Origin of the sequence: Synechococcus elongatus PCC 11801, from assembly GCF_003846445.2 — a bacterium.
GTDB lineage: Bacteria > Cyanobacteriota > Cyanobacteriia > Synechococcales > Synechococcaceae > Synechococcus > Synechococcus elongatus_A.
The window spans coordinates 1,747,212-1,764,645 of the sequence record NZ_CP030139.2 but is presented as its reverse complement, the minus strand read 5'-3'; the positions used below and the strand labels follow the sequence as shown (position 1 = coordinate 1,764,645).

Below are 17,434 nucleotides of genomic sequence, written 5' to 3'. Positions count from 1 at the left end.
GAAGGGAGAATCACTGTGCAACTGAACTTCAGCCAACTGCAAGAGCTGCTGACCGCGCTGAGTGACTCAGATATTGCTGAGTTTGATCTCAAGGGCGTGGACTTTGAGTTGCACGTGAAACGGGGCTCAACCGGTGATCCGATTGTGGTTGCAGCCCCGCCCGTACCCGTAGCAGTGGCGCCAACACCGGCTCCACTCCCAGCCCCTACTCCTGCTGCTGCACCGCCTGCTGGTCCTTTGGGAGGAGAGAAACTGCTGGAGATTACGGCGCCGATGGTCGGTACCTTCTATCGAGCGCCCGCGCCGGAAGAGCCGCCCTTTGTCAATGTTGGCGATCGCATTCAGGTCGGTCAAACCGTCTGCATTCTCGAAGCGATGAAGCTGATGAACGAACTGGAGTCAGAGGTGGCCGGTGAGGTCGTCGAGGTTCTGGTGCAGAATGGCGAACCCGTCGAATTCAATCAGCCCCTCTTCCGGTTGCGGCCGCTCTAAGCAGAGCTTTGGGCGTCAGCAATCGTCTCTTGCGAGGGTGGTGGTGGTATGACTTGGGCCCCTCGTCTGACTGGATGTTTGTTGCAGCGAAACTCTCTGCGGATAGGAGCGGAAAGTCTAGCTGAGAGCTTGCTAGGAGAGAGTTGTGAAGAAGCCTTCAATCAGCTGCAGTGCTAGATCAAGGCGATCGCTAGCATCAGCATCAATCCAGTGAATCGAGGGGTTAGCTCGAAACCAAGTGCGCTGTTGTTTTGCATACTGACGGGTCTGAAGAATAATTTGCTCTGGCAAGTCAGTCTCAGTGAGCTCTCCCCGCAGATAGGCGCAGACCTGCCGATAGCCCAAGGTATTGAGCAACGGTAGATCCCAGCCATAGCGATCCCCTAACTGCTTGACTTCTTCAATAAAGCCAGCGGTCAGCATTTGCATCGTCCGCTGCCGAATTCGCTCTTCTAGGTGATCGCTGTCTAAACCGATTTGCAGGATTGGGTAGATTGGCGGTTGTTCTTTCTGGAGATCCGTAAGGCGATCGCCACTGACGTAGAACACTTCCAAGGCCCGCAGCGTCCGCACGCGATCGTTGGCATGAATGCGCTCCGCTGCGACTGGATCAACCCGCTGCAGCAGCTCATGGCAAAGTGGTTGCCCGAGCCGTTGCAATTGCGATCGCAGCGTAGGTTGGGGCGCAATGCGTGGAAAACGTAAACCGTTGACGATTGCCTTGATGTAGAGTCCGGTTCCGCCGACCAGGAGTGGGATTTGACCTTGGGCTTGGAATTGTTGAATGAGCGGGACGGCTTGGTCTTGATAGTCCCCGACGGTAAAGCCCTGACGCGGATCACAGAGATCGATGAGATAGTGAGGCGCGAGCTGCTGTTCAGTCGCCGTGGGCTTGGCGGTGCCAATATCGAAGCCGCGATAAATCAAGCGGGAATCAGCGCTGAGAATCGGACTGCCTAACTGCTGGGCGATCGCGATCGCCAAACTCGATTTTCCTGTTGCTGTTGGGCCACAAAGGACAATCAAACCTGATTTCAAATGCGATTCCATCTCTACTGCGATCGCGCCTCCAGAGACACCCAGAAGCGTCTTTAAGGCTTTTGTGCTAGTATTTTGATACTTTTTGGGCTCAAACGCTCAATAAGGCCGGTTTTTCAGGGGCAGGGGCGCGGCATTCATGGCCAACGAGTACGGCGCGAGTCAGATTCAGGTTCTCGAAGGGCTCGAGCCGGTTCGCAAACGTCCCGGGATGTACATCGGCAGTACCGGGCCAAAAGGCTTGCATCACCTAGTGTACGAGGTGGTGGACAATGCCGTCGATGAAGCACTGGCAGGCTATTGCAACGCGATCGATGTACGCTTGCTAGAAGATGGTTCCTGCCAAGTGACCGATAACGGTCGAGGCATTCCAACGGATATTCACCCCCAAACGGGGAAGTCTGCACTTGAGACGGTGCTGACGATCTTGCACGCTGGCGGTAAGTTCGGCGGCGGCGGCTACAAAGTGTCGGGGGGCTTGCACGGGGTGGGTGTCTCCGTCGTCAACGCCCTGTCAGAGTTTGTGCAGGTGACGGTTTGGCGCGAAGGCAAAACCCATCAGCAGCGCTTTGAGCAAGGCAACCCGATTGGGGAGCTACAGGTATCACCCGATGCTGGCGATCGCCGGGGGACTCGGGTTCGGTTTAAGCCCGATGCCACAATCTTCTCTGAAACAACAGAATTTGATTACAGCACCCTCGCCAGTCGCCTCAAAGAACTGGCCTATCTGAATGCGGGTGTTCGCATTGACTTCACGGATGAGCGTTTGCAGCTCACCAAAAACCACGAGCCCCACAAAGAAACCTATTACTTTGAAGGTGGCATTCGCGAATACGTCGCCTACATGAATGCCGACAAGCAGGCCCTGCACGAAGAAATTATTTTTGTGCAGTCTGAGAAAGATGGTGTGCAGGTTGAAGCTGCACTGCAGTGGTGTGTTGATGCTTACAGCGACAGCATTCTTGGCTTTGCTAATAACATTCGCACGATCGACGGCGGCACCCACATTGAGGGGCTGAAAACCGTCTTGACGCGGACGATGAACACGATCGCCCGCAAACGGAATAAGCGCAAAGATGCAGATAATAATCTCTCCGGTGAAAACATCCGCGAAGGCTTAACTGCGATCGTTTCGGTCAAAGTCCCCGATCCAGAGTTTGAAGGCCAGACCAAAACCAAGCTTGGCAATACGGAAGTTCGCGGTATCGTCGATACACTCGTCGGCGAAACGCTGACGGAGTATCTGGAGTTTCATCCCAACGTTGCTGATCTAATTCTTGAAAAGGCCATCCAAGCCTTTAATGCGGCGGAAGCAGCGCGGCGGGCGCGAGAACTAGTACGCCGTAAATCCGTTCTAGAATCTTCGACACTGCCGGGTAAATTAGCGGACTGTTCGAGTCGCGATCCTAGCGAGTCTGAAATCTTTATTGTGGAAGGGGATTCTGCGGGTGGCAGCGCCAAACAAGGTCGCGATCGCCGCTTCCAAGCAATCCTGCCCTTGCGCGGCAAAATTCTCAATATTGAGAAAACAGACGACGCCAAGATCTACAAAAACACTGAAATCCAAGCCCTGATTACGGCTCTTGGACTCGGTATTAAAGGCGAGGAGTTTGATGCCTCACAACTGCGCTATCACCGCATTGTGATCATGACGGACGCGGACGTCGATGGTGCGCATATCCGAACCCTTTTGCTCACGTTCTTCTATCGCTATCAGCGATCGCTACTTGAGCAGGGCTACATCTACATTGCTTGCCCACCGCTTTATAAGTTGGAGCGTGGTCGTAATCACTATTACTGCTACAACGATCGCGAGCTGCAAGAGCGGATTGCGAGCTTCCCTGAGAATGCTAATTACACAATCCAGCGTTTCAAAGGTTTGGGTGAAATGATGCCCCAGCAGCTTTGGGAAACGACGATGGATCCCGAAACCCGCACCATGAAACGGGTGGAGATCGAAGATGCCGCTGAAGCCGATCGCATTTTCACCATCTTGATGGGCGATCGCGTTCAACCCCGCCGCGAGTTCATTGAAACCTACGGCCCACAACTCAGTCTGGCTGCCCTCGATATCTAACCGTTACAAACCTGTTGCTGCAGAGAGAAGGGACTTCAGTCAGTCCCTTTTTCCATATCGGTTGAAATATCAAAAGTCCCTTCTAAAGCAAACTTCAGAAGGGACTTTTTCAGTCTGATTTAACTTGAGTGGTCCTGCTAAGACTTAGCGGTTGGGTTGCGGGGTCAGACGCAGGTAAGGCTTCACTTCCGTGACACCTTTCGGGAACTGCTCGCGCGCTTGTTCAGTCGGAATCGACGGCACGACAACAACATCGTCGCCATCATTCCAGTTAGCAGGGGTAGCAACGCTGTAGTTATCAGTCAGTTGCAGCGAATCGATCACCCGCAACAGCTCGTCAAAGTTACGACCAGCGCTAGCGGGATAGGTCAGGGTCAGACGCAGCTTTTTATTGGGATCAATGATGAACACCGAACGCACCGTCAAGGTGTTGTTGGCGTTGGGGTGGATCATGTCATACAGATCCGACACTTTGCGATCGGGGTCTGCCAAGATCGGGTAGTTGACTTGGGTGCTTTGGGTTTCATTGATGTCGCTGATCCAGCCTTTGTGGGACTCAACATCATCAACGCTCAGCGCGATCGGCTTGACATTGCGCTTGGCAAATTCATCTTTGAGCTTAGCGACGGTGCCCAATTCGGTCGTGCAGACGGGCGTATAGTCGGCGGGGTGCGAGAACAGGATGACCCAGCTATCTCCGGCCCAATCGTAGAAGTTGATTTCGCCTTCACTGGACTGCTGAGTAAAGTTGGGGACGGTATCGCCGAGACGAAGAGACATAGAAGCTCCTGGCAGAACAATCAGTAATTCTGTCTGTATCCGATTATGCCACCAATACTCCGGTAATTCCTGCGGGAATCTGAACATTCTTTAAATATTCTGAGAGACCCCGGCCCTTCAGTCGCTCCGCAGACTGACTCACTTTCGCCTCTGTCCTGGCTTGATTGCTTTGCTTCCCACTTCCCGAGAAACAAACTGCAGAAGTTACAGCGATCGCCCCACGGCTGATTTCACTGCACTGGGAAATTAAAGTAAGTCTCGGGATAGGGCTCATTCTGGAGCGTATAGTGCCACCACTCTTCCGGTAAATTCCGAAACCCTTGCCGTTCCATTGCTGTTTTTAAACGCAAGCGATTTTGCTGTTGTTCCGGTGAAATTTGAAAGTTCAGAGTATGTGAGAGAGGATCAAAATAATCAAAAGCAGTTCCCATGTCCAAACTATTGTCTTGACAGGGACGCGATCGCGTACAGGGAGTTGTCTTGCTCTTGAGGGGAACCAGCGTTACATCAACGGTACTTCCTCGGCTATGGCCTGATTTTGCTGCGATATAACCATCCTGAAATAAGTCAGCCTTGTTGACCTGAGGATAAAATTGCTGCTGCATTTGGCGATCGTCCAGATCTTCAGCCCAGAGAACAAACAAATCGACAGCCTGTTGAGGACGATAGCAATCATAAATTTCTAGAGCATATCCTTGCGGAGCCAAGTCAGCTTGAACAGCTGCTAAGGCTTGTGTAGCTGCAGGTGTTAACAGACATTTCGGTGCCTGATAGCCATCAATTTTTCGACCCACAAAGTTGTAATCCCTGTAATAGCGAATATCGAGATCTACATCAGGAATCAGAGTTTGAATATCAATGAGAAATCGTTGCCAAGTGGCGATCTCAGAAATCGGCTTTGAAGATAGATCGACAGGTGTATTTGCCCAGCTGTGGCTGACAATCCAGCCGCAGAAACATAGGACACCAAGAATGGTCAGCCAGAAACGCTTCCACATGGTTAAAGCCAGGGTTGAGTTCTGCGCAAGAACATTGCGCCGATCGCGATTGCGCCCAAACTGATGAGCAACCCAGCAGCCCAAAGGCGAGCTTGCCAATAGCGGAACTGGGCTTCTGGTTGAACTCGACCAGTTTCCCAATAAATCCAATCTGCTCCAAGATCACTGGCGAGTTGTCGATTTCCTGAAATCAACAGCACAATCGCATCACCCGTCTGGGGATTGAGTCGAACTGTGTGATTCAGAGCTGGAACATTATTCCCGTCATGACCCACGATTGCTCCACCCGTTGGCAACGCTTGGTAGATGGCATAGCCCAGTCCCCAATCCCCCTGAGTTCCGGGTTGGGACTTCCACATTGAGGCCAAAGTCGAGGCTTTCAGAACAGGATTGGGATCAAGGTTGGCGATCGCAAAGCGGCCCATATCCTCCAAAGTGGCATATAGCGAAGCTGCAGCTGTCGCTACATATTGGCGATGAGGGCTCGGCTCTATGGCTTCTGTAAAACTAGTGGCTAAATTGGTAGTCTCTCCCTGTGCATCTAGTGCTGACCAATCAAAACTAGACTGGCTCATTCCCAAAGGATTGAGAACTTGTTCCTGCATAAATTGGGCAAAGCTTTGACCGCTGACTTCTTCGACCAAGAGTTGCAGAACGCTATAACCACCGCCGGAGTAGCGCCAGTCTATCCCCGGTGCCAACTGAGCTTCCACGCCACGCGGCAGACCAAAGGCAACATCCTCCGTTCGTGTCAGCGATTGTTCAAGAGTTGGCAGCTGCACTTCAGGGAGAAAGCCTGCATAGCCAAACTGATCTGTTAAGCCACCCGTATGACTGAGGAGCTGAGCGATCGTGACTTTCGATCGGTAGGGATTTGCTGGGGGAAATTGCCAGCGGTTGAGATAGGGGAGGACTGGATCTTGAAGTTGGACTTTACCTAGTTCGACGAGTTTTAAGACGCCCCAGGCTGTAACCATTTTGCTGACCGAGGCCATTTGGTACAGGGTTTGGTCAGCGATCACGGGCGATCGCATCTGAGGATTTGCCACCCCAAAAGTCTCGGTCTTGACGACTTCACGATCGCGAACCAGCAGCAAGGCTGCACTTCCAAGGGAGCGCCCTTCAGCTTGTTCTAATTGGGTTTGTAGATATGTCTCGAGCGATGCAAGATTGCCGGGACGGAGTGCCGGGTGCCCCCACCAAAGGGCTTCTAAATAGACAACAGCTAGGACAGCCACTGTCCAAATCAACAGCAGACTAAAACCGATCCAAACTTGCCGCGATCGCATCCTAGTTTCCTATCCAAACAATTGCAGCTAAAAGCATGAGATCGGGTCATGTGATAGGGCATTGTTGTTTTCAAAAGTGACGAAAATAAGAGAATAGCGATCGCTAGCGCTAGGGATTAAGTTGCACGGGCATAGTGCACAAGCTGTCCAAGTCGCTGTCGCAAGGTTTCCAAACCAAGTCCCCGTGAAGCCGAGAGAAATACTGCCTGCGGATATTCCGCTTGCGCGATCGCCAAGGTCTCACTCGTCGCCGCATCAATCTTGTTAAAGGCGAGCAAAATTGGTCCGGGTGTCACCGGCATTTCCCGCAAAATGCTCATCACCGACTGGATTTGGGCATACCAAGCCGGATGGGAAAGATCGACGAGATGCAACAGGGCATCCGCTTCTGTGACTTCTTCGAGGGTGGCACGGAAGGCATCGACCAAGGGTGGCGGCAGCTCGTGAATAAAGCCCACCGTATCGGTCAGCAAGACCACGTCTGGTTCTGACCCTGGGTTGGCATTCAGCACCAGCCGTCGCGTCGTTGGGTCGAGGGTCGCAAACAGCTGATCGGCTGCGTAGACCTCCGCTTGGGTGAGGGTGTTGAGCAGCGTTGACTTGCCAGCATTGGTGTAGCCCACGATTGCGATCGAAGGCAGGGTTTGGCGATGTTGCCGCAACCGCGATCGATGGGCTTGCAGCTCCGTGACCTGCCGTTGCAAACGAGTAATCCGTCGCTGAATGGCGCGGCGTTCCGTCTCTAGCTTGGTTTCCCCGGGGCCACGCGTACCAATGCCACCCCCTAGCCGTGAGAGAGCTTGTCCCTGGCCAGTCAGCCGCGGCAGTTTGTATTCCAACTGGGCCAGTTCGACCTGCAGTTTGCCTGCGCCTGATTGGGCTCGTTGAGCAAAGATATCGAGAATCACTTCCGTGCGATCGACGACTCGCAGGCCAATTTCCCGTTCGAGGTTGCGGGCTTGAGCTGGAGAGAGGTCGCGATCGAAAGCAACCAGATTAACGCCGAGGGTTTGAGCAGCCAACGCCACTTCGGCAACTTTCCCCTCACCCACCACGGTTTGGGGATGGGGCCGTAGGCGTTTTTGCTGGAGGATGGAAGCGACTTCGCCACCCGCTGTTTCGACTAGCCGCTGCAACTCCAACAACCCTTCTTGAAAGCGGCGATCGCTAATGCCTTGTGTTTTGACGCCAACGAGGAGAACGCGATCGCGGCCTTCGGCAACGGCTTGGCTGCTGAGTCCTCGTTGCAGTTCTTCCTCGAGTGCCTCGACAAATTCAACACAAGGCTGCTGCGCTAGAGCTTCTAAATCCAGTTCTGGTGAAACGGTCCAGCGCTGCTCCGGATGAGCGAGCAAATGGGCCAGATAAGTTTGAGCAACGTAACCAGTGGCACCGCCACCTCGACGAGTTTTGCCTTGGCGGGTCACACAGAGCCAAATCAGGGCATCCAGCCGCTGCAGTGCCATCGTCGTCAAAGCACCTTCATCTGGCGGCTCTGGGCTGAGGCTTGTAGTCAGACAACGCAGGCCACAGAGACGGCCCGCCCCATAGCGCGGTAGTTCCACTGGGGGAATTCGAGTCTGACGAACGTTGCCGACCCCAACACGGGTGACATGCCCGCGTCGATCAAGGTAGACCGTGACGGGTTGTTCTAAGTCAGCACTGATGGCGGCCAGACGTTCTGCCAATTCTGGCGTTGCTAAGCAATCGAGGCTAAGCCGAACTTTATACAGGCGATCGAGTTGCTTGAGCTGGCTGGGCTTGAGGCCTTTGAGGTTGCCGTAAATCGTCTCGATAGGACTGAAATCCGATGAAAAGCTGCCCCAATTCTAGAAACTGGGGCGATCGCCTGTCGAATTCTTTTGCAAGAGATTAAGCCGCTGAGGGCGAGGACTCATCGACAAACTCAAACTCAGCAAAGACAGCAGGGTCCGCATGACTAAGCCGACTTTGACCCGCAATGCGCTCCAGGACAAAGCCGCGTTCGGCCATCTGGCGCAGCAGTTCGGCGGCTTCTTCCAACCGCTCTGCCATCTGCACAATGCTTTGCGTATCTGCAGTCAGCGCCCGTTCTTCCCAAGTAAAGTACGGCATGGCGATCGCCCCGCGCTCGGTTTGCTGTCAGTGTAGCGATTCGAATCCGGGGCTGCGGGCGATCGCAGGGATTGCCCCCCAGGTAGCCTTGGTATCGCAGTTTTTCAACTCTTTTTTCAGCGATTTACAGAACCAATCTGTTAGCGTTAGGGAAGTTTCTGCCCACCCTGCGCAATGAATCTCCTGACCAATTTGCTTGCGCCCGCTGAATCTCCTTCGGGGCCGCGCATCAAAAAGCAACGGCGTGGCGTCGAGATTAAATCCAGCCGCGAAATCGAGATCATGCGGCAGGCAGGGCGGATCGTCGCGACCGTGCTCAAAGAAGTGTCAGAGCGCGTTGAGCCCGGCATGACCACGGCAGATATTGATGCCTATGCGGAGCAGCGGATCCGCGAGATGGGCGCAACCCCTAGTTTTAAGGGCTACCACGGCTTTCCTGCTTCCATTTGCGCCAGCGTCAATGATGAAGTGGTGCATGGCATTCCCAATGGCCGCAAAGTCATCCGCGAAGGTGACCTACTGAAAGTCGACACGGGTGCTTTTTTCCAAGGCTTCCACGGCGACTCTTGCATCACGATCGCGGTTGGCAAAGTCTCAACAGAAGCTGAAAAACTTCAGCGCGTAGCTGAAGAAGCGCTGTTCAAGGGAATTGAGCAAGTCAAAGCCGGTGCCTATCTCCTTGATTTAGCAGGAGCGATTCAGGATCACGTTGAGGCCAACGGCTTCAGCATCGTTGAAGACTACACCGGTCATGGTGTCGGGCGGAACCTTCATGAAGAACCATCCGTCTTCAACTACCGCACCCGCAGTCTGCCCAATGTCAAATTGCGGGCGGGCATGACCCTAGCGATCGAGCCGATTCTCAATGCGGGCTCCAAGCAAACCCGCACCCTGCGCGACAAATGGACGGTTGTCACCATCGATCGCTCACTCTCGGCGCAATGGGAACACACTGTGCTCGTAACCGAGGATGGCTATGAAATCCTCACCGATCGCACTAAGGTCTGATGGCCTAACAATTGACCCGACTCAACGGCTAAATCTCTGTCTATTAACCAGAGCTTGCCCAAACCTTAGTCCAGCCTTAATAGGTCGTTAAACTTGCCTGCCTAGGATTGGCTTTGTGCCTTCTTCCAAGCAAGTTTTCCATGACGACTCTCAAGCCTGAACTGCGCCGTGCTGCCACTTTATTGCCGATTGTGGCTGTCGCTGCTTCATCCTTTTTGCCAATGCAAGAGGCAAGCGCTCAGCGCGCGTTGGTAACTGCCGATGGTTCCAGCACGGTTTTCCCTATCTCTGAAGCCGTTGCTGAAGAATTTCAAAAACGCAACAAAAACATCAATGTTACGGTTGGTGTATCTGGAACTGGCGGTGGCTTCAAGCGTTTCTGCAACGGTGAAATTGATATCGCCAACGCTTCTCGCCCGATTAAAAAAGAAGAGATTGAAGCCTGCCGGAAAAAAGGCATTCGCTACATTGAGCTACCAGTCGCTTTTGATGCCTTGACAGTTGTAGTCAACAAATCTAATCCAGTCAACAGCATCACTACTGCTGAACTAGCAAAAATCTTTGGCCGGGATGCCGAGAAAAAAGTGACGAACTGGCGTCAGGTCAAATCCAGCTTCCCGAACCTACCGTTGAGAGTTTATGCGCCGGGAACTGACTCGGGAACGTACGACTACTTTAACGAAGCGATTCTCAATAAGAAAGGAACGCGGGGCGACTTGACGGCGAGTGAGGATGACAACATCCTGGTGCAGGGTGTCTCTCGCGATCGCGGCGGTATCGGCTTCTTCGGTTTCTCCTACTACGAAGAAAATAAGAATAGGCTGAAAGCTCTGGCTGTCGTCAACAGCAATGGAAAAGCAGTGATGCCGTCAGTTCAAAATGTAATTAACGGCACCTATGATCCTCTGGCTCGCCCTGTTTTCATCTATGTGAGTGAGCAAGCAGCCAAAAAAGCAAATGTGAGATCTTTCGTGAACTTCTACCTGCAAAATGCAGGGAAGCTATCGCGGGAAGTTGGTTTTGTTCCGCTACCAGCGAGAGCTTATACTGCTGCAACCCAGCGTTTCAGAAGTAACAAAACCGGCACGGTCTTTGCTGGTAAGAGCCTAGTCGGTGCTACGATCGAAGAACTGTTGAAAGCTGAAGGTATCAACTAGTTCCTAGATATCGGGATTAATTTGAAGGGCTAGTATGTGGAAATTTATTGCCGCTTGCTAGCCCTTGATTATGTCAAAAGATAATAAAAATCTCCATGCAAAAAGTCAGGTTAACAAGTTTCTGGTTTTTTAGATTGAGTGTTGTCTAAGCATTACTTACTAAGTTGATAAATTTAATTTGGCTGAAATTTAAGAAGTTCTAAAAGTCTTGATTTTTGATCCTTAACCAGATCTTTACTCTGGCATTGCGGGAGCCGGCTATGCTTTTCATAGCGTGAGCTTAAGGTAATTCACGGTTAACGTCATGGTTTCCCACAAGTTTCGACTGCTCAGCCTCGCAGCGCTGGCAGTCTTGGCAACAACCGCTTGCAGCTCGGGTGAGCAACAGTCCAGTGCAGGTGGTGGTGCAGCCCTCAGCGGCGATGTCAAAGTTGATGGCTCCAGCACTGTGTTTCCAATCGGGGAAGCCATGGCTGAAGAATTCCAAAAATCCAACAGTAACGTCCGCGTCACGGTTGGTGTATCTGGAACCGGTGGTGGTTTCAAGAAGTTCTGCGCGGGTGAGACTGATATTTCCCAAGCTTCACGACCGATTAAATCCTCGGAGATGGAGCTTTGTGAAAAGAATGGCGTTGAATATGTTGAGCTGCCAGTTGCCTACGATGCTGTCAGTGTTGTGGTCAACAACGCTAATGACTTTGCAACCTGTTTGACAACCGATCAGCTCAAAACAGCTTGGGAAGAAGCGGCAGAAGGCAAGGTCTCAAACTGGAACCAGGTTGACGCCAGTTTCCCCAACAAACCACTAGCTCTCTACGGTCCTGGAACGGATTCTGGTACCTACGACTACTTCAAGGAAGCGATTATTGGCGAAGGGGGTACTCGTGGTGACTTCACCGCGTCTGAAGATGACAATATTGTCGTTCAAGGCGTAGAGCGTAACGAAGGCGCCATGGGCTTCTTTGGCCTTGCCTATCTTGAAGAAAATGTCGGCAAGCTCAAGCCTGTCGCGGTTAAAAACAGCAAGGGAGATTGCGTTAATCCCAGTGTTGAGACAGCGCGAGATGGTTCCTATGAGCCTCTCTCTCGCCCCCTCTTTATCTACGTTGCGAAGTCCGCTCTCGAGAAGCCCCAAGTTAAAGCGTTTGCTGAATATCTGGTGAACCCTGACAACGGTAAGCTTGTAGCAGAAGCTGGCTACATTCAGTTGCCAGACGTTCTTTTGCCGAAAGTGGTTGAGCGGTTGAACAACCAAGTGGTTGGTACTGTCTTTGGTGGCGGTAGCGATGTGGGTGTCAACCTCGCAGAAAAGCTCTAATCACTGAATCTTGAAAGAAAGCTCGGATTCCCGAGCTTTCTTGTTGAGATCGTGCGATCGCCCAAGCTGTTGTTTGCTGAATTTATGTCTGCTGCGGCTCCACCCTCAAGAGACTCACTGTTTCGACCGAATCGTGAGCGCAACCGGCGCAACGAGTTGATCGTCAAGAGTATTTTTGGCGTTTTTGCATTTGTCTCAGTCTTAACGACCCTGGGCATTGTTTTCACGCTGATCTTTGAAACGTACGAGTTTTTCAAAGAAGTTCCGATTGTTCGTTTTTTAACTGAAACCCGTTGGACGCCGCTTTTCCCTAGTGCTCAATTTGGGATCATTGTGCTGCTGTCCGGAACGTTCTTGACAACTTTTATTGCAATCTTGGTTGCAGTTCCATTGGGCCTGCTGAGTGCCATTTGTCTGAGTGAATATGCCACACCTCGGCTGCGTAATATCTTGAAGCCAGCCTTGGAATTAATTGCTGGCGTGCCCAGCGTTGTCTTCGGCTATTTTGCGCTGTTGTTTGTCACGCCATTCCTGCAGACCTTAATCCCTGCATTGCAAGGGTTTAATACGCTCTCAGCGGGAATCGTGCTAGGTATTGCCATTACGCCACTGGTCGCCTCACTTAGTGAAGATGCAATCTTCGCTGTGCCTAGCAGCATGCGAGAAGGTGCCTATGCCTTGGGGGCAACCAAACGTGAGGCCATCCTGTCGGTTGTGTTGCCAGCAGCCCTCTCGGGGATTGTTGCGTCGATTGTGTTGGCAATCTCGCGGGCAGTCGGGGAAACCATGATCGTGGCGATCGCGGCAGGTCTAACACCTAACCTGACGATCAACCCCTTAGAACCTGCCCAGACGATGACCTCCTTTATTGTGCAGGTCAGTTTGGGCGATACTCCTACTGGGTCACTCGCCTACAAGACCATCTTTGCCGTGGGGATGACCCTTTTCTTGCTGACGCTCGTGCTCAACATCTTTAGCTACTGGTTCGTGCGTCGCTTCCAAGAGAAATACGAATAATGGCTGCCACAGTTCCGAATCAACCCCCTGCGACGGCCTCCCGTCCTTTTCGTCTCCGCCTCGCCTACCGTTATCGCTGGGATGCTGTCCTCAAAACAGCTGCTTGGGCGGGGGTTGCGATCGCGCTCTTAGTGCTTCTTATCCTAGTTTTGGATGTTTTTAGCGCTGGCTTAGGCTATCTCAATTGGGATTTCTTGACGAGTTTTCCCTCCCGCCGCCCGAGTAGCGCTGGCATTCTCTCTGCTTGGGTTGGAACCATCTATTCCATTTTTCTCGTGGGTTTGATCGGTTTTCCTCTGGGAGTGGGTGCGGGCATCTACCTCGAAGAATTTGCACCCAACAACTGGTTTACCCGTCTCGTTGAAATCAACGTCAACAACTTGGCAGGGGTGCCAGCGATTATCTATGGTCTGTTGGGCTTAGAACTGTTCGTCCGCATTGCCGAGCCAATTACGGGTGGTCGGAGTCTTTTGTCTGGTTCCTTGACCCTATCTCTGTTGATTCTGCCGATTGTGATTGTCGCAACCCGCGAGTCGTTGCGCGCAGTGCCCGACAGTACCCGCCAAGCTGGTTTTGCCTTAGGGGCAACTCGCTGGCAAGTTGTGCGCACGATCATCGTGCCCGAAGCGGCTTCTGGAATTCTGACCGGAACGATTTTGGGGATTTCACGGGCGATCGGTGAGGCCGCACCTCTGATTACGATTGGGGCATTGACCTTCATTTCCTTCTTGCCCGACAACCTTCAAAGTCCGTTCACAGTTCTGCCGATTCAGATCTTTAACTGGGTCTCTCGCCCGCAGGCAGAGTTTCAGAATTTGGCAGCGGCGGCAATCATCGTGTTGCTAGCCATTTTGCTGACGATGAACTCGCTGGCGATCGTGATTCGCAACAAACTGCAAGTCAAACGTTAATTTCCTACCCTCCTCTGCTTCTGCTCTCTTTGTTGAACTCTTGCTAATTTATGAGCCCCACTGCTGGTGAGAACATTCTGCTGAAGGCCGAGGCCCTCTCGGTTTACTACGGCAACACGCTTGCGGTTAAAGACGTTTACTTGGAAGTTCCCAAGAACAAAATTGTTGCGTTCATCGGTCCGTCGGGTTGCGGCAAGAGTACGATCCTGCGCTGCTTCAATCGCATGAATGACCTGATAAGCGGTTGTCGTGTGCAGGGGAACATTACCTTCCACGGTCAAGAGATCAACGATCGCCGCGTCGATGCCGTAGAGTTGCGCAGCCGCATCGGCATGGTCTTCCAAAAGCCCAATCCCTTCCCTAAGAGCATCTACGAAAACATTGCTTACGGGGCTCGCATTAACGGCTACCAAGGCGATATGGACGAGCTTGTCGAAAAGTCGCTCCGTCAAGCCGCACTCTGGGACGAAGTCAAAGACAAGCTGAAGGATAGTGGCCTCGCGCTGTCGGGCGGTCAACAACAGCGGCTATGTATTGCCCGCACTGTTGCTGTCCAGCCAGAAGTGATTTTGATGGATGAGCCTTGTTCGGCTCTCGATCCGATTTCAACGCTGGCGATCGAAGAGTTGATGCAAACCCTGAAGCAGCAGTACACGATCATCATCGTGACGCACAACATGCAGCAGGCGTCACGGACTTCCGACTACACTGCCTTCTTCAATGCACGGGCCACAGATGGTGGTGGCAAGATGGGCTACCTCGTGGAGTTCGACACCACCGAGAAGATCTTCGACAGCCCAGATCAAGAGGCAACAGCCGACTACGTTAGTGGTCGTTTCGGCTAACTCCGACCTAATCTGACCTGACTCTTAACCCGAGACAGCCGCGCCTGTGCTCGGGTTTTGTTGTCTGCGATCGCAAGCAGTTGCCGTCTGCCGCTGCAGAGTGTCAGGATCGAAGACAGCAAAAACAAGGAAAAACATAATGCCACCACTCAGCAAGTCGTTGTCCTTTGATGGGCGCGACATTCGGCTGGAGCTGGGCCTGTTTGCCCCACAGGCTGGAGGTTCCGTTCTGATCAGTTCGGGAGATACTGCTGTTCTCGTTGCCGCGACCCGTTCGACAGCCCGTGAGGGGATTGATTTTCTGCCGTTGACGGTGGATTACGAAGAGCGGATGTATGCGGCGGGTCGGATTCCGGGTGGTTTCCTACGCCGCGAAGGGCGCCCCCCAGAACGGGCCACGCTGATTAGCCGTTTAATCGATCGCCCGATGCGCCCCCTCTTCCCCAGTTGGCTGCGGGATGACTTGCAGATTGTGGCGACGACGCTGTCGATGGATGAGACGGTTCCGCCCGATGTCTTAGCCGTCACTGGGGCTTCGATCGCCACGCTAGTCGCCAAGATTCCTTTCTACGGACCGATGGCAGCCGTTCGAGTCGGCCTTGTGGGCGATGACTTCATCATCAACCCCACCTATCGCGAGATCGAAAAAGGTGATCTGGACCTGGTGGTGGCTGGGACTCCTGCCGGGGTGATCATGGTCGAAGCTGGTGCGAATCAACTACCAGAAGCCGATGTGATCGAGGCGATCGACTTTGGCTATGAGGCAGTGCAAGAGCTGATCAAGGCTCAGCAAAGTCTGCTAGCTGAGCTGGGAATCGAGCAGGTGATGCCCGAGACTCCGACCGCCGACAACACGCTGGAAAACTTTGTGCGCGATCGCGCCAGCAGTGGCGTCCAGCAAGTGCTGCAGCACTTCAGCTTCACCAAGTCGGAACGGGATGCCGCTTTGGATGAAGTCAGAGCGACGGTGGTAGAGGCGATCGCAGAACTGCCGGAAGATAACCCAGTTCGTAGCGTGACTGCGGCAGAGCCAAAAGCTTTGGGCAACACCTTCAAGGCCCTGACCAAAAGCCTGATGCGTCAGCAGATTCTGCGCGATGGTGTCCGGGTCGATGGTCGGAAGCTCGACCAAGTGCGGCCGATCTCGAGTCGGGTTGGCTTGCTGCCGCCCCGCGTCCATGGATCGGGCTTATTCCAGCGCGGGCTAACGCAAGTGCTGTCGATTGCCACCCTGGGTACGCCTGGAGATGCACAGGAGCTGGATGATCTCCACCCCGACACCCAGAAGCGTTATCTGCACCACTACAACATGCCGCCCTACTCAGTGGGTGAAACACGGCCGATGCGATCGCCCGGACGGCGAGAGATTGGTCACGGTGCCCTAGCGGAACGGGCCTTACTGCCTGTTTTGCCCTCGAAGGATGAATTCCCCTACGTGATTCGGGTTGTCTCCGAGGTTCTGTCTTCCAATGGCTCTACGTCGATGGGCTCGGTCTGTGGCTCGACCCTCTCACTGATGGATGCTGGGGTTCCGATTAAGAAGCCCGTCAGCGGTGCTGCCATGGGGCTGATCCGCGAAGGCGATGAGTACCGCGTGCTCACCGATATCCAAGGAATCGAAGACTTCTTGGGTGACATGGACTTCAAAGTAGCGGGCACGGATCAAGGGATTACCGCCCTGCAGATGGATATGAAAATCCACGGCCTGCCCTTGGAGATCATTGCAGACGCCATCAATCAGGCTAAGCCTGCCCGCTTGCACATCCTCGACAAGATGCTGGAAGCGATCGCCACGCCTCGCGAAGACCTCTCGACCTACGCACCACGTCTATTCCGGATTCAAATCAATCCCGAGCAAATCGGCCTGGTGATTGGTCCTGGCGGCAAAACGATCCGATCGATCACCGAGCAAACTGGTGCCAAGATTGACATCGAAGATACGGGCGCTGTGACTATCTCGGCAGTCGATGCTGATTCAGCACTGCGAGCGAAGTCGATCATCGAAGGCATGACCCGCACCGTCAGTGCTGGTGATGTCTACATCGGTAAGGTGACTCGCATCATCCCGATCGGGGCGTTTGTGGAGTTCTTGCCGGGTAAAGAAGGCATGGTCCACATTTCGCAAATTGCGGATTATCGAGTTGCCCGTGTTGAAGATGAACTGACTGTCGGCGATGAAGTCGTGGTCAAAGTCCGCGAAATCGATCAAAAAGGCCGGATTAACCTCACCCGCAAGGGGATTGATCCCGCTGAGATTGAAGCGGCGCGGGCTGCTGTCGAAGCTTAAATTCTCCGTCTGGCATTCGGCGATCGTTTGTCGAGTGCCCTAACGGAATCCATCAGCGGATGTGAGCCTAGGCTTGCATCCGTTTTTTGATGCCGAGTTGCCAAGGAATCGAGCGATCGCGCA

At 53.2% G+C, this 17,434-nt stretch carries 15 protein-coding genes; 9 read left to right on the top strand and 6 right to left on the bottom strand.

The genetic code is table 11. The annotated features are described in order from the left end of the window. Positions 1–15: 15 nt before the first annotated feature. Entirely contained in the window at positions 16–492 is a 477-nt protein-coding gene (accB, locus tag DOP62_RS08630) for an acetyl-CoA carboxylase biotin carboxyl carrier protein (protein WP_208675574.1), read from the top strand. A 132-nt stretch (positions 493–624) separates the two neighbouring features. Here the strand turns inward: accB and miaA are convergent, their stop codons facing one another. Then, entirely contained in the window at positions 625–1,542 is a 918-nt protein-coding gene (gene miaA, locus DOP62_RS08625; protein WP_208675576.1) for a tRNA (adenosine(37)-N6)-dimethylallyltransferase MiaA, read from the bottom strand. A 127-nt stretch (positions 1,543–1,669) separates the two neighbouring features. Here miaA and gyrB point away from each other — a divergent pair, with 127 nt between their 5' ends. After that, positions 1,670–3,607, top strand: a complete 1,938-nt coding sequence (gene gyrB / locus DOP62_RS08620; RefSeq protein ID WP_208675578.1) for a DNA topoisomerase (ATP-hydrolyzing) subunit B — start codon at positions 1,670–1,672, stop codon at positions 3,605–3,607. Positions 3,608–3,751: 144 nt separating this feature from the next. Here gyrB and DOP62_RS08615 read toward each other — a convergent pair whose 3' ends face one another. The 5 genes from DOP62_RS08615 to DOP62_RS08595 form a co-directional block, all read right to left on the bottom strand. Further along, positions 3,752–4,387, bottom strand: a complete 636-nt coding sequence (locus DOP62_RS08615) for a peroxiredoxin (protein ID WP_208675580.1) — start codon at positions 4,385–4,387, stop codon at positions 3,752–3,754. Between the two features lie 230 nt (positions 4,388–4,617). Beyond that, positions 4,618–5,385: a M15 family metallopeptidase gene (locus DOP62_RS08610; protein ID WP_208675582.1), complete on the bottom strand. Its 768-nt coding sequence runs from the start codon at positions 5,383–5,385 to the stop codon at positions 4,618–4,620. A 2-nt stretch (positions 5,386–5,387) separates the two neighbouring features. After that, positions 5,388–6,674, bottom strand: coding sequence for a serine hydrolase domain-containing protein (locus DOP62_RS08605; RefSeq protein WP_208675584.1), 1,287 nt, complete (start codon positions 6,672–6,674; stop codon positions 5,388–5,390). A 116-nt stretch (positions 6,675–6,790) separates the two neighbouring features. After that, positions 6,791–8,362 carry a GTPase HflX gene (hflX, locus tag DOP62_RS08600; RefSeq protein ID WP_261789988.1) on the bottom strand — a complete coding sequence of 524 codons (1,572 nt, stop codon included), beginning with the start codon at positions 8,360–8,362 and terminating at the stop codon, positions 6,791–6,793. A 184-nt stretch (positions 8,363–8,546) separates the two neighbouring features. Further along, positions 8,547–8,768, bottom strand: a complete 222-nt coding sequence (locus DOP62_RS08595; RefSeq protein ID WP_208675587.1) for a hypothetical protein — start codon at positions 8,766–8,768, stop codon at positions 8,547–8,549. Between the two features lie 174 nt (positions 8,769–8,942). Between DOP62_RS08595 and map the strand changes: the two genes are divergently transcribed. The 7 genes from map to pnp all read left to right on the top strand — a co-directional run bounded on the left by map (position 8,943) and on the right by pnp (position 17,311). Then, positions 8,943–9,776 carry a type I methionyl aminopeptidase gene (gene map, locus DOP62_RS08590; protein ID WP_208675589.1) on the top strand — a complete coding sequence of 278 codons (834 nt, stop codon included), beginning with the start codon at positions 8,943–8,945 and terminating at the stop codon, positions 9,774–9,776. Between the two features lie 140 nt (positions 9,777–9,916). Next, positions 9,917–10,933, top strand: coding sequence for a PstS family phosphate ABC transporter substrate-binding protein (locus tag DOP62_RS08585; RefSeq protein WP_208675591.1), 1,017 nt, complete (start codon positions 9,917–9,919; stop codon positions 10,931–10,933). 304 nt (positions 10,934–11,237) lie between these two features. Beyond that, a complete protein-coding gene (locus DOP62_RS08580; protein ID WP_338441077.1) occupies positions 11,238–12,251 on the top strand; it encodes a PstS family phosphate ABC transporter substrate-binding protein in 1,014 nt (337 codons plus the stop codon). A gap of 84 nt (positions 12,252–12,335) precedes the next feature. Next, positions 12,336–13,268, top strand: a complete 933-nt coding sequence (gene pstC, locus DOP62_RS08575; RefSeq protein ID WP_208675593.1) for a phosphate ABC transporter permease subunit PstC — start codon at positions 12,336–12,338, stop codon at positions 13,266–13,268. After that, a complete protein-coding gene (gene pstA / locus DOP62_RS08570; RefSeq protein ID WP_208675595.1) occupies positions 13,268–14,179 on the top strand; it encodes a phosphate ABC transporter permease PstA in 912 nt (303 codons plus the stop codon). The genes pstC and pstA overlap by 1 nt, the downstream gene beginning before the upstream one ends. Positions 14,180–14,229: 50 nt before the next feature. Next, a complete protein-coding gene (gene pstB / locus DOP62_RS08565; RefSeq protein WP_338441076.1) occupies positions 14,230–15,024 on the top strand; it encodes a phosphate ABC transporter ATP-binding protein PstB in 795 nt (264 codons plus the stop codon). A gap of 139 nt (positions 15,025–15,163) precedes the next feature. Then, positions 15,164–17,311: a polyribonucleotide nucleotidyltransferase gene (gene pnp / locus DOP62_RS08560; protein WP_208675597.1), complete on the top strand. Its 2,148-nt coding sequence runs from the start codon at positions 15,164–15,166 to the stop codon at positions 17,309–17,311. The last annotated feature ends 123 nt before the right edge of the window (positions 17,312–17,434 follow it).

Coding starts and splice junctions, on each gene's coding strand:
- map (WP_208675589.1), top strand. CDS start 8,943: ATGAATCTCCTGACCAATTTGCTTGCGCCCGCTGAATCTCCTTCGGGG.
- DOP62_RS08585 (WP_208675591.1), top strand. CDS start 9,917: ATGACGACTCTCAAGCCTGAACTGCGCCGTGCTGCCACTTTATTGCCG.
- DOP62_RS08615 (WP_208675580.1), bottom strand. CDS start 4,387: ATGTCTCTTCGTCTCGGCGATACCGTCCCCAACTTTACTCAGCAGTCC.
- DOP62_RS08605 (WP_208675584.1), bottom strand. CDS start 6,674: ATGCGATCGCGGCAAGTTTGGATCGGTTTTAGTCTGCTGTTGATTTGG.
- DOP62_RS08595 (WP_208675587.1), bottom strand. CDS start 8,768: ATGCCGTACTTTACTTGGGAAGAACGGGCGCTGACTGCAGATACGCAA.
- miaA (WP_208675576.1), bottom strand. CDS start 1,542: ATGGAATCGCATTTGAAATCAGGTTTGATTGTCCTTTGTGGCCCAACA.
- pstB (WP_338441076.1), top strand. CDS start 14,230: ATGAGCCCCACTGCTGGTGAGAACATTCTGCTGAAGGCCGAGGCCCTC.
- DOP62_RS08610 (WP_208675582.1), bottom strand. CDS start 5,385: ATGTGGAAGCGTTTCTGGCTGACCATTCTTGGTGTCCTATGTTTCTGC.
- pstA (WP_208675595.1), top strand. CDS start 13,268: ATGGCTGCCACAGTTCCGAATCAACCCCCTGCGACGGCCTCCCGTCCT.
- pnp (WP_208675597.1), top strand. CDS start 15,164: ATGCCACCACTCAGCAAGTCGTTGTCCTTTGATGGGCGCGACATTCGG.
- pstC (WP_208675593.1), top strand. CDS start 12,336: ATGTCTGCTGCGGCTCCACCCTCAAGAGACTCACTGTTTCGACCGAAT.
- gyrB (WP_208675578.1), top strand. CDS start 1,670: ATGGCCAACGAGTACGGCGCGAGTCAGATTCAGGTTCTCGAAGGGCTC.
- DOP62_RS08580 (WP_338441077.1), top strand. CDS start 11,238: ATGGTTTCCCACAAGTTTCGACTGCTCAGCCTCGCAGCGCTGGCAGTC.